Origin of the sequence: Paraburkholderia sp. LEh10, from assembly GCF_017814945.1 — a bacterium.
Taxonomy (GTDB): Bacteria; Pseudomonadota; Gammaproteobacteria; order Burkholderiales; family Burkholderiaceae; genus Paraburkholderia.
The window spans coordinates 144,390-155,484 of the sequence record NZ_JAGIPX010000009.1; the positions used below are offsets into that span (position 1 = coordinate 144,390).

Here is an 11,095-nt window from a genome sequence, read left to right on the forward strand (position 1 = left end):
CGTGCGATGCGCCCGCGTGTGATACGCCCGCGTGTCATGCGCCCGCGTGCGATGCGCCTGCGTGTCATGCGCCCGCGTGCGATGCGCCTGCGTGTGATACGCCCGCATGTCATGCGCCCGCGTGCGATACGCCCGCATGTCATGCGCCCGCGTGCGATACGCCCGCGTGTGCTGCTCCCGTCACGCTCGCGCTGAGTCCGGCATCTCCGCACGACAACAAAAAGGACGCGCATGTCATTTTCCGCCGCCTGGTTCGACGACCTGTACCGTCAGGACGACGACCCCTGGAACTACCGCGATAGCTGGTACGAGCGCCGCAAGCGTCATCTGATGATCGCGGCGCTGCCGCGCGAGCGCTACCGGCTCGGCTTCGAGCCCGCGTGCTCGAACGGGGAACTGTCGGCGCTGCTCGCGCAGCGTTGCGAGCGGCTGCGGGTATGCGACATCAGCGCGTTTGCAGTGCGTCTTGCGCGCGAGCGTCTTGGCGAAGCGCGCAACGTCATCGTCGAAAAGCGTGCGATTCCGCAAGAATGGCCCGACGCGTGCTTCGACCTGATCGTGATCGGCGAGCTGTGCTACTACCTGTCGCGCGAGGCGACGGCCGAACTCGCGCAGCGCGCGTGCGCATCGCTGACGGGCGACGGCGCGCTCGTCGCGTGCCATTGGCGTCACCCGTTCGAAGGCAAGCTGCAGACGGCCGACGAAGTGCACGCCACGTTCGGCGCGCTGCCCGCGCTGACCCATCTCGTGCAACACGCGGAGCACGATCTGCTGCTGGACGTGTGGTCGAAGGAAGTCTGCTCGATTGCGCAGCGCGAGGGGCTCGCATGATCGGCATCGTGATTCCCGCGCACAACGAAGAAGAACTGCTCGCCGATTGCCTGCAGGCCGCGCGCATGGCGGCCGCGCATCCGGCGTTGCGCGGTGAGACGGTCAGGATCGTGGTCGCGCTCGATAGCTGCACGGACCGCTCGGCGTCGATTGCGCGCTGCTTCGATACACACGCGCTGATGCTCGAAGCACGCAATGTCGGCAAGGCGAGGGCGGCGGGCGCGGCGGCGCTGGTTGCGCAAGGCGTGCGCTGGCTCGCGTTCACCGATGCGGACAGCCGCGTCGCGGCCGACTGGCTCGTCGCGCAACTGGCGCTGGGCGCGGAGGCGGTGTGCGGTCCCGTCATCATCGAAGACTGGCGTCAGCATGACGCACTGACCCGCGACGCGTTCTATCGCGCGTATCTGAACGCCGACGGGCACCGGCACGTGCATGGCGCGAACCTCGGCGTGTCGACGCTTGCGTATTGCCGCGCGGGAGGATTTCCGCCGCTTGCGTGCAGCGAGGATGTCGCGCTCGTCGGGTTGCTCGTCGAGACGGGCGCGCGGATCGCGTGGAGCGCGGCGCCGCGCGTCGTGACGAGCGCGCGCCTTGCGTCTAGGGTGCGCGGCGGCTTCGGCGACACGCTGGCGGCGCTCGGCAGGCGGTAAGCGGACGTTAAGCAGGCGATAAGCAGGCGATCAGCGGACGTTAAGCAGGCGTCAAGCAGTCGTCAAGCAGGCGTCAAGCAGGCGTCAAGCACGCGTCAAGCACGCGTCAACTGGCGGGCGTTAAGCCCGCGAGGCGGTCGGGATGCGAGCCGCTCAGTTCCGGTCGCTCGAATTCGCCGCGTAGCAGGCCAAAAACATATCCGCCGACGACTCCGCGACTTTCTTCTGCTCGTCCGTCGTCAGCGGCGGCTGACCCATCGTCACCTGCGGCCAGAACGCGAAGCCTTTCACGAGCCCTTGAAGCTGCTGCGCGGCAAATGCCGGGTCGCGGGTCTGGAGGCGGCCATCGGCAGCGGCCGCGCGTATCCACACGGTCAAACCTTCTTCGCGCTCGCCGATGCGCGCCACCATGTCGCGTGCCCGTTCCGGCGAATGAATGCCCGCCGCGATCGCGACGCGCGCGAGCGACATGAACGCGTCGTCGTTCAACAGGCGCAGCTTCTGCGTGAGCAACGCGAGCAACTGCGGGCGCAGCGGCTGATCCGCGCGATAACCGGGCGCTTCGCCCCCCGCGCTCGCGTCCCAGAGTTGCTGGAGAATCGCCGCGAACAGCGCATCCTTGCTGGGGAAATGGTTGTAGACGGTGCGCTTGGACACGCTCGCGCGCGCCGCGATGCGGTCCATGCTGGTGGCGTCGAAACCCGACGCGCGAAATTCGTCGATGGCCGCTTCGATCACGGCCGCGCGCTTGCGATCGGTCAGACGGGAAAGGGGCGTGCTCTCATCCATGCGTTAATTTTACACTGGATGGTTTACTTTTCGAGACAATAAACTACACTGTGCAGTCTACCTTCAACGTGACGGCTCGCATGAAATCGATCATCGGCAACATCAGTCAGGTCTTGGGCATCGCGGCCGCGCAGCGCGGGCGCGTGCTGTCCCGCACGTCGCCGCAGCACGACGGCGAGCGTTTTCGCAACGTGAAGCCGCGCCCGGCGGAAGGTCTCGGCAAGACCTTGCGCATTATGTGGAACGTGCTGGTCAACAAGCCGGACGGCACGGCGCCGTCGGGTGCGCTGCCCGTCGATGCGCTGACGCGCGCGGACCTCGACGCCGCGCCTGACGGGAGCCTGTTCCGGCTCGGCCATTCGACGCTGCTGTTCAAGCTGCGCGGCCAGTTCTGGCTGACCGATCCTGTTTTCGCGGAGCGCGCGTCGCCGTTCAGGCGGATGGGACCGAAGCGCTTTCATGCGCCGCCCATCGCGCGCGAGGCGCTGCCGCCGCTGCGCGGCGTGATCCTGTCGCACGACCACTACGACCATCTGGACCGCGAGACGGTGCTCGCGCTCGCTGGGACGACGGGCGTGTTCCTGACGCCGCTCGGGGTCGGCGACCGGCTGATCGCGTGGGGCATCGATGCGTCGAAGGTGAGGCAGTTCGACTGGTGGCAAGGCGTCGAGATCGACGGCGTGCAGTTCACGGCCACTCCCGCGCAGCATTTCTCCGGGCGCAGCCTGTTCGATGGCAACAGTACGCTGTGGGCGTCGTGGGTGATCGTCGATGGCGACCTGCGCGTGTTTTTCAGCGGCGACACAGGGTATTTCGACGGTTTCAGGACGATCGGCGAGCGGCTCGGCCCGTTCGACGTGACGTTCGTGGAGACGGGCGCCTACGATGCGCAATGGCCGTACGTCCACATGCAGCCCGACGAAACCGTGCAGGCGCACATCGATCTGCGCGGACGCTGGCTCGTGCCGATCCACAACGGCACATTCGATCTGGCGATGCACCGCTGGCAGGAACCGTTCGAGCGCGTCGTCGGACTGGCGGCCGCACACGGCGTCGCGCTTGCGACGCCGCGCATGGGCGAGCGGCTGAGCCTCGCGTCGCCGCACCGGGGCGAGCGCTGGTGGCGCGACGTGACGGAGGCCGTCGATGCGCCGAAGTTCGCGCGCCGCCGCGCATCGTGCCGGCCAGCGGGGCAGGGCAACGGGTGAGGCTGACGGCTGAATGGGCTGCCGTTGCGGAGAATGGCGCGCATGCAACCTCACGCGAACCGCGTTAAGGTATCCCGTCGCCGCGCACTCTCCACGGCAAAACGTTGCGCTTTCAAAAACCGGCCGATGCGAACCCACGGAGCCTGATCAGATGAGCGAAACCACGCAGTTCTGGATGGTCGAGGGCGCACCGACGCCCGTCGGCCCGTTTTCCCACGCCACGGAATCGGGCGGCTGGGTGTTCGTCACAGGCCAGATGCCGACGTCGCCCGACGACGACGCCGCGCCGCTGCCCGAAGGCGTCGCCGCGCAGACGAAGCGCGTGATGGAGAACCTCGTGCTGGTGCTCAAGGGCATCGGCCTGAGCCTCGAACACGTCGTCTCCGCGCGCATCTTCCTGACGGAATTCAAGCGCGATTACGCAGCGATGAATGCTGTCTACGCCGCGCATTTTCCGCCGGGACGTCTGCCCGCGCGCACCTGCGTGGGCGTCACGGGACTCGCGCGCGACGCGCTCGTCGAAATCGACTTCATCGCGCGCCGTCCGGGTTGACGCGCTGGCGTCGCCGTCGAGAAAGCCGATGCGATACCCGGTCGAACTTGCCGCGCGCCGCGGCTTTATGCGGCGCGCGATGATGCTGCCGCTCGCCATGTCGATGCCGTCACTCGTCGCCGCTCAGCAAAATTCGCCGCCGCGCATGGAGCGGCGCGCGATCCCATCGACGGGCGAAGCGTTGCCCATCGTCGGCTGCGGGACGTGGCGCACGTTTGATGTCGGCGACGACGCGAGCGGCCAGGCGCGCCTCGCGGAGGTGCTGAACGTCCTCTTCGCGGCGGGCGGATCGGCAATCGATTCGTCGCCGATGTACGGCTCGTCGGAAGCCGTCGCGGGCACGCTGCTCACGCGGCTCGGCGCGCACGGCAAGGCATTCGTCGCGACCAAGGTCTGGACCCAGGGGCGCGAAGCGGGCATCGCGCAAATGGAAGGGTCGATGCGCCGCCTGCAACAGCCGCGCATCGATCTGATGCAGGTACACAACCTCGTCGACTGGCGCACGCAGCTTGCAACGCTGCGCGACTGGAAAGCGCGTGGGCGCATCCGCTACATCGGCATTACGCACTACACGTCGAGTGCTTTCGATCAAGTCGCGAGCGTGATGCGCAGCGAGAAGCCCGACTTCGTGCAGATCAACTACGCCGCCGACGACCGCGACGCCGAACAGCGCATCCTGCCGCTCGCGCGTGATCTCGGCATCGGCGTCGTGATCAATCAGCCGTTCGGCGGCGGCGGGCTGCTGTCGCGCGTCGGCAAGCAGCCGCTGCCCGCGTGGGCAGCCGAGATCGGCTGCGCGACATGGGCGCAGGTGCTGCTCAAATTCGTGCTCGCGCAACCGGCCGTGACGGTCGTGATTCCCGGCACGGGACGCCCCGAATACATGGCCGATAACGTGCGCGCCGGCGTCGGGCCGTATCCGGACAAGGCGATGTGCTCGCGCATCGTGGAAGCCGTCGGCGGCTGAGCCAGTGCGTCGTGCGCGCAACCGGCGAACCGCGCAAAGGCCTGGCAACGCGACACCTCATGAAGCGGACGACGCGGACGCTTTCAGCAAGACGGGATCGCTGCGATAGGTGTCCGGGAACATCTTTTTCAGGTAATCGATCTTCGGCAGGTCGTTGATCATGATGTACGGCGACTCCGGATGCAGCACGAGGTAATTCTGGTGGTACTGCTCGGCCGGATAGAAGCCCTTGAAGTCCTCGACCTTCGTGACGATCGGCGCGGAGAACACTTTCGCGCCGCTCAGCTGCGCGATATAGGCCTGCGCGATGCTGCGCTGTTCGGCGTTCTGCGGGAACACGGCGGAGCGGTATTGCGTACCGTGATCCGGGCCCTGGTAGTTCAGTTGCGTCGGGTTGTGCGCGACGGAGAAGAAAATCTGCAGCAGGCGGCCGTATGTAACTTGCGTCGGGTCATAGGTGATCTGCACCGATTCCGCGTGCCCCGTGTCGCCGCCGCTGACGGTCTCGTACTGCGCGGTGCTGGCCGCGCCGCCCGTGTAGCCCGACGCGACCTGCTTCACACCCTTCACATGCTCGTACACGCCCTGAACGCCCCAGAAGCAGCCGCCCGCGAAGACGGCCGTTTCCGTGTGCGCGCTGCCTGCTTTTTCGTCCTGTGCGGGCGGCGGAATTTTCACAGCCTGTTCCGCCAGCGCGCCGTGCTGCCACACGAGCGCGCCCGCGCCGAGCGCGACGAGCGCCGCGATTCTGCCCGCTGACGTGCGGGTCCAGCCGAATGCGCCTGCGATGAGTTTCTTGTCCACGGTGGTAGTTCCTCGAATCAAAGAAGAGTGATATCGGTCAGCCGAAGGTGAACGCGTAGGCCTCGACGCCCGGATCGAGAAATTCGATCGCGAAGGTGTGGTCGGTCACGTCGCCCGTCTGACGCACGAGCTGATACAGCCGCTGCCCTGTGACGACACCCGAGCCGTCGGCGCTCACGTCGGTGCCGTGCGCGTTGCCGGGCGCGGCGCCGTCGATGCTGACGCGAAAGCGCACCGGCTTGCCGTTCGCGCCGGGACCGAGCACCAGATGCAGGTCGCGCGCATGAAAGCGATAGACGATGCTGCCGTTCGGCGCGGTGAGCGTCGCGTGCTCGGCGCCCACTTTCCACGTGCCCGCGAGGCCCCAGTCGTTGACATCGGGATGGGTCGGCGCGGCATACGTATGCACGCGGTTCTCGGCTTCGCCGCCCGGCGACGCGAAGTTCTCGGCGCGCGCGTAGCCGAGATAGGTTTCCGGCGACCGCATGTCGTTGCCGTCGGCGGCCGCCTCGACGCCGCCCGCGTGCTGCGTGAGACCCGTCGCCACTTTTGCGGCCTCCGCATGTCCCGCTTCCGCCAGCAGTTGCTGGATGACCTTTTCCGACTGCTCGTATTCGCCTTCGCCGAAATGATGGTGGCGAATCCGGCCCTGCGCATCGACGAAGTAGTGCGCCGGCCAGTACTGGTTGTCGAACGCGCGCCAGATCGCGTAGTTGTTGTCGATCGCGACCGGGTAGTCGACGCCGAGATCGTGTGTGGCCTTCTTCACGTTGTCGATATTGCGCTCGAAGGCGAACTCCGGCGCGTGCACGCCGATCACGACGAGACCCATGTCACGGTACTTCTGCGACCACGCTTTCACATACGGCAGCGTGCGCAGGCAGTTGATGCACGAGTAGGTCCAGAAATCGACGAGCACGACCTTGCCGCGCAACTGCTCAGCCGTGAGCGGGGGTGAGTTCAACCATTGGACGGCGCCCGCCAGCGGCGGCAGCGTGCCTTCGACGGGCAGCGCCGCAGCCGCGCTCGACGCGCGCATCATCGCGCCTTCGGCGGGCGCTGCGTTCGTGTCGGCGTGACGCGTATCGGCGGCCTGCGTCATCGCCGGGGCGTTCGCGGACAGCGTCGCGCCGCCCGTGCCTTTGGAAGGCGACAGCGTGTCGACGAGCCGCTGCTCGATGCCGCTCGTCGCCACCGTCGAGACCTTCGCGAGCACGCCCGTATCGAAACCGAGCGCGATCGCGGCGACGCCCGCCAGCATCGCGACGCCGATGCCGCGCCGCACCCATTCGCCCGCGCCGAGCGAGCGCTTCATCGCGGCGAAGACCTTGCCGCCGATCAGCAGCGCGACGGCGAGCGAGGTCGCCGCGCCCGCCGCGTAAGCGAGCAGCAGCAGCGTCGTGCCGGCGCTCGCGCCGCGCAGCGCCGCGCCCGTCAGCACGAGGCCGAGGATCGGGCCCGCGCAAGGCGCCCACAGCAGGCCCGTCGCGATGCCGAGCACGAACGACGCGCCGACGCGCCGCAGCGGACCTTGCGCCGCGCCGTCCGCCTGCGCGAGCGCGGACAGCCGGTTGCCCGCGCTGACGAGCGGGTGCATCAGCCGGTCGGCGAAGCGCGGCATCAGGAGCGTCACGCCGAATACGGCGAGCAGCACGATCGCGAGCCAGCGGCCATACTGGTTCGCCTGGGTGACCCAGCCGCCGCCGACGGCCGCGAGCGTCGCGACGAGTGCGAAGGTGAGCGCCATGCCCGCGAGCAGCGGCAGGCCGCTGCGCACGAACGGCTGGTCGGCGCGCGCGAAAACGAAGGGCAGCACGGGCAGGATGCACGGACTCAGGATCGTGAGCGCGCCGCCGAGATAAGCGAGGACGATGAGGAGCATGATGGTTTGCGTGGTTGTTTGTGCGAATCGGGAAAGCGTCGGGCCGACGCGTCAGACGGCGCGCGGCGTGAAGGTCATCGCGAGGCCGTTCATGCAGTAGCGCAGGCCTGTGGGCTTCGGGCCGTCGTCGAATACGTGACCCAGGTGGCCGCCGCAGCGGCGGCAGTGGACTTCCGTGCGCAGCATGCCCCACGAAGCGTCTTCGCGCGTCGCGACGGCGTGATCGAGCGGCGCCCAGAAGCTCGGCCAGCCCGTGTGACTGTCGAACTTTGTTTGCGACGAGAAGAGTTCGAGCTTGCAACCCGCGCACGCGAACACGCCGCTGCGGTGCTCGTCGTTCAGCGGGCTGCTGAACGGGCGCTCGGTGCCTTCCTCGCGCAGCACGTGGTATTGCGCGGGCGTGAGAAGCTCACGCCATTGCGCATCCGGATGCGTGACCTCGAAGCGCTCGGGCACGCCGCTCGCCGCGTCCGGCGCGCCTGCTGCGAATGCGCGCCAGTGCGCGAGCGCGGCCAGCGCGGCGAGCGCGCCGCCACCCGACAACAGAAACCCCCTGCGGCTTTTCATCGTGTGCTCCTTCGTGCTGCTCGATTGAACATGGCTGTAGCGTAAGTCCGCCGAGGTATCCGGGTCCTCACGGAAACTTAAATTAATTGTGATAACCCGGACGCTGAAAATTCTGCACAATGCTTGGGTCGGTTCGCATGCACGTGTCGCCTGCGCACTGGCTTCAGAGCGGTGAACGTTGCATTGCAGCGTTTATTCCTCGTTTATTCGTGATTCCCGCCCGCTGCTGCGTTTGCTGGCAGCGGGGTCCAGCGGACCTTCGCGGCCGCGCCCATACCAGCGAGCAGATGGACCATCCGAAGCGCGTACTGATCGTCGAAGACGATGTCGATATAGCGAATGTGCTCAGCCTGCATCTGCGGGACGAGCGCTACGAGGTCGTTCACAGCGCCGACGGCAACGAAGGGCTGCGGCTGCTCGAACAGGGCAACTGGGACGCGCTGATCCTCGATCTGATGCTGCCGGGCGTGGACGGCCTCGAGATTTGCCGGCGCGCCCGCGCGATGGCGCGCTATACGCCGATCATCATCACGAGCGCGCGTTCAAGCGAAGTGCACCGGATACTCGGGCTCGAACTCGGCGCGGACGACTATCTCGCGAAGCCGTTTTCCGTGCTCGAACTGGTTGCGCGCGTGAAGGCGCTGTTGCGGCGCGCCGATGCAATGGCGAAGGACGCGCGCATGGAGGCGGGCAGTCTGAACCTTGCGGGTCTCTTCATCGATCCGCTGACGCGCGAGGCAAGCGTCGACGGCAAGCGGATCGAACTGACGCCGCGCGAGTTCGATCTGCTGTATTTCTTCGCGAGCCGTCCGGGCAAGGTGTTTTCGCGGATGGATCTGCTCAACGCAGTATGGGGCTATCAGCACGAGGGCTACGAGCATACCGTGAATACGCACATCAACCGGCTGCGCGCAAAGATCGAAGCCGACCCGGCGCAGCCTGCGCGCATTCTGACCGTGTGGGGACGCGGCTACAAGTTCGTCGCCGATCCGGCGGCGCACGACGGAGACGCGCTGTGAACCTGTCCTTGACGCAGCGGCTGTCGCTGGTGTTTTCCGTGCTGCTGCTCGCGTGCTGCGGCGCGTCGGCATGGCTGCAGATCCGTTCGAGCGATCTGCACGAGAAGGAAGTGATACAAAGCCTGTCACGCGATCTGGCGACGCATATCGCGCGCAACCCGGCGCTCTCGGACGACACCGGCGACGGCTCGCGCAAGAGCGCGCTGCGGCAGATCTTCAGCCAGCTGATGGTCGTCAATCCGAGCGTCGAAGTGTACCTGCTGGATCAGGACGGACATATCGAAGGCGACGATGCGCCCGCAGGTCATCTGAAGCGGATGCAGGTCGACGTGCGCCCGGTTCAGCAGTTCATCGCGGGCGAGCCGCTGCCGATACTCGGCGATGATCCGCGCAGCGTCGACGGCCGCAAGGTGTTCAGCGCCGCGCTGCTCCCGCGCGCGGGCAACCGGCCGCTCGAATACCTGTACGTCGTGCTGCAAGGCGAGGCGCACGACGAGCTCGCGGCGCGCGTCGCGGCAAGCTCGGTGTTGCGCACGACGTTGTGGTCGATGGGACTCGTCGCGCTGCTCGGTCTCGTCGCGGGTCTGATGGCGTTCGGGCTGATCACGAGGCCGTTGCGCCGTTTGACGGAGGCGATGCGCAAATTCGACGCGAACGGCGAGCCGCAGGCGCAGCCTCCCGTGACGGGTTTCACGGGCACGGGCTCACGTACCGCGCGCGTGCGTTCGCGCGACGAGATCGCGGCGCTCGAATCGACGTTCGCGCAGATGGCCGACCGCATTGGCCAGCAATGGCGCGCGCTGACGAAGCAGGACCAGGAACGGCGCGAACTCGTCGCGAACATTTCGCACGATCTGCGCACGCCGTTGACGTCGCTGCACGGCTATCTGGAAACGCTGTCGATGAAGTCGGATTCGCTGAGCGACGTCGAGCGCAAGCGCTATCTCGCGATTGCGCTCGCGCAGAGCATGAAGGTGGGGCGGCTCGCGCAGTCGCTGTTCGAGCTCGCGCGGCTGGAGCACGGCAACGTGCAACTCGCGCTGGAAGACTTCTCGCTGGTCGATCTGGTGCAGGACGTGTTCCAGAAGTTCGAGCTGTCCGCGGAAGCGCGCCATGTCCAGTTGCGCGCGGGCATCGCGCCGCGTCTGCCGAACGTGACGGCCGATCTCGGCATGATCGAGCGCGTGCTCACCAATCTGCTCGACAACGCGATCCGGCACACACCCGATGACGGCACCGTCGACGTCGACCTCGCGGTTCGCGACGGCAAGGTATCGGTGACCGTTAGCGATACGGGGCCGGGCATGTCGGCGGAAGTGCGCGCGGGGCTGTTCCAGCGCGCGTTTTCGTCAGGCGGCGCGCATCGCGGCGGGCTGGGGCTGCTGATCGTCCAGCGCATGCTGCAGTTGCACGGCAGCCAGATCCGGCTCGTCGAGCGGGAAGGAGTGGGGACCTCGTTTTGCTTCGAGCTGCATCCCGCGGGAAGTGTGCAGAAAGGTGGGCGTGTGACGGCATCGGTGGGGTGAGCGCGGGCTGAGCTTCCGTGTGAGCGCCAACGCGTCGCGCGATGCCGGAGGCGTTGCACCCGCAAGCCACGGCAATCCGTGAGCAATCCTGTCGTCGGCAGTTGGCAGGCGCCGTCGAGTCGCGCCGGGAACGGGCGACTCGTCCAAACGCAAAGGCGCACGACATGCGATGGGCACCGCGAGAAACCCTCGCGCACACCGCACGAATGTCATCAACGGCCGTTACGATGACGCGCAATGTAACGCTTCGATATCGCGGATGCCCGGTCGCGCAAACGTTCAACTCGACGTACCCCAGC

The 11,095-nt window shown here is 67.0% G+C and carries 11 protein-coding genes; 7 read left to right on the top strand and 4 right to left on the bottom strand.

The window, feature by feature from the left end; all coding sequences use genetic code 11:
• The first annotated feature begins 231 nt into the window (after nucleotides 1–231).
• Complete coding sequence (locus J8I87_RS10295) at nucleotides 232–831, top strand: SAM-dependent methyltransferase (RefSeq protein WP_209931346.1); 600 nt, start codon at nucleotides 232–234, stop codon at nucleotides 829–831.
• Nucleotides 828–1,481, top strand: a complete 654-nt coding sequence (locus tag J8I87_RS10300; RefSeq protein WP_209931347.1) for a glycosyltransferase — start codon at nucleotides 828–830, stop codon at nucleotides 1,479–1,481. The genes J8I87_RS10295 and J8I87_RS10300 overlap by 4 nt, the downstream gene beginning before the upstream one ends.
• 153 nt (nucleotides 1,482–1,634) lie before the next feature.
• Here the strand turns inward: J8I87_RS10300 and J8I87_RS10305 are convergent, their stop codons facing one another.
• Nucleotides 1,635–2,270 carry a TetR/AcrR family transcriptional regulator gene (locus J8I87_RS10305; RefSeq protein ID WP_209931348.1) on the bottom strand — a complete coding sequence of 212 codons (636 nt, stop codon included), beginning with the start codon at nucleotides 2,268–2,270 and terminating at the stop codon, nucleotides 1,635–1,637.
• Nucleotides 2,271–2,350: 80 nt separating this feature from the next.
• On the opposite strand from J8I87_RS10305, the gene J8I87_RS10310 reads away from it, so the two are divergent.
• From J8I87_RS10310 to J8I87_RS10320, 3 genes are all read left to right on the top strand, one after another.
• The gene (locus tag J8I87_RS10310; protein ID WP_209931349.1) at nucleotides 2,351–3,478 is read left to right on the top strand and encodes an MBL fold metallo-hydrolase; all 1,128 of its coding nucleotides are present in this window, start codon (nucleotides 2,351–2,353) and stop codon (nucleotides 3,476–3,478) included.
• A 151-nt stretch (nucleotides 3,479–3,629) separates the two neighbouring features.
• Complete coding sequence (locus J8I87_RS10315) at nucleotides 3,630–4,031, top strand: RidA family protein (protein ID WP_209931350.1); 402 nt, start codon at nucleotides 3,630–3,632, stop codon at nucleotides 4,029–4,031.
• A gap of 82 nt (nucleotides 4,032–4,113) precedes the next feature.
• Nucleotides 4,114–4,998, top strand: coding sequence for an aldo/keto reductase (locus J8I87_RS10320; protein ID WP_409518743.1), 885 nt, complete (start codon nucleotides 4,114–4,116; stop codon nucleotides 4,996–4,998).
• Between the two features lie 57 nt (nucleotides 4,999–5,055).
• Here J8I87_RS10320 and msrA read toward each other — a convergent pair whose 3' ends face one another.
• The 3 genes from msrA to msrB are packed head-to-tail and all read right to left on the bottom strand — an operon-like array spanning nucleotide 5,056 to nucleotide 8,251.
• Nucleotides 5,056–5,802: a peptide-methionine (S)-S-oxide reductase MsrA gene (gene msrA / locus J8I87_RS10325; protein ID WP_209931352.1), complete on the bottom strand. Its 747-nt coding sequence runs from the start codon at nucleotides 5,800–5,802 to the stop codon at nucleotides 5,056–5,058.
• Between the two features lie 37 nt (nucleotides 5,803–5,839).
• Nucleotides 5,840–7,684, bottom strand: a complete 1,845-nt coding sequence (locus J8I87_RS10330; RefSeq protein ID WP_209931353.1) for a cytochrome c biogenesis protein DipZ — start codon at nucleotides 7,682–7,684, stop codon at nucleotides 5,840–5,842.
• Nucleotides 7,685–7,735: 51 nt separating this feature from the next.
• The gene (gene msrB / locus J8I87_RS10335) at nucleotides 7,736–8,251 is read right to left on the bottom strand and encodes a peptide-methionine (R)-S-oxide reductase MsrB (protein WP_209931354.1); all 516 of its coding nucleotides are present in this window, start codon (nucleotides 8,249–8,251) and stop codon (nucleotides 7,736–7,738) included.
• A 287-nt stretch (nucleotides 8,252–8,538) separates the two neighbouring features.
• On the opposite strand from msrB, the gene J8I87_RS10340 reads away from it, so the two are divergent.
• Nucleotides 8,539–9,270 (top strand): response regulator transcription factor, encoded by a 732-nt coding sequence (locus tag J8I87_RS10340; protein ID WP_209931355.1) that lies wholly within the window; start codon nucleotides 8,539–8,541, stop codon nucleotides 9,268–9,270.
• Nucleotides 9,267–10,796, top strand: coding sequence for a HAMP domain-containing sensor histidine kinase (locus J8I87_RS10345; protein WP_209931356.1), 1,530 nt, complete (start codon nucleotides 9,267–9,269; stop codon nucleotides 10,794–10,796). The genes J8I87_RS10340 and J8I87_RS10345 overlap by 4 nt, the downstream gene beginning before the upstream one ends.
• Nucleotides 10,797–11,095 lie beyond the last annotated feature (299 nt).

Coding starts and splice junctions, on each gene's coding strand:
- J8I87_RS10340 (WP_209931355.1), top strand. CDS start 8,539: ATGGACCATCCGAAGCGCGTACTGATCGTCGAAGACGATGTCGATATA.
- J8I87_RS10315 (WP_209931350.1), top strand. CDS start 3,630: ATGAGCGAAACCACGCAGTTCTGGATGGTCGAGGGCGCACCGACGCCC.
- J8I87_RS10320 (WP_409518743.1), top strand. CDS start 4,114: ATGCTGCCGCTCGCCATGTCGATGCCGTCACTCGTCGCCGCTCAGCAA.
- J8I87_RS10300 (WP_209931347.1), top strand. CDS start 828: ATGATCGGCATCGTGATTCCCGCGCACAACGAAGAAGAACTGCTCGCC.
- J8I87_RS10330 (WP_209931353.1), bottom strand. CDS start 7,684: ATGCTCCTCATCGTCCTCGCTTATCTCGGCGGCGCGCTCACGATCCTG.
- msrB (WP_209931354.1), bottom strand. CDS start 8,251: ATGAAAAGCCGCAGGGGGTTTCTGTTGTCGGGTGGCGGCGCGCTCGCC.
- J8I87_RS10305 (WP_209931348.1), bottom strand. CDS start 2,270: ATGGATGAGAGCACGCCCCTTTCCCGTCTGACCGATCGCAAGCGCGCG.
- J8I87_RS10310 (WP_209931349.1), top strand. CDS start 2,351: ATGAAATCGATCATCGGCAACATCAGTCAGGTCTTGGGCATCGCGGCC.
- J8I87_RS10295 (WP_209931346.1), top strand. CDS start 232: ATGTCATTTTCCGCCGCCTGGTTCGACGACCTGTACCGTCAGGACGAC.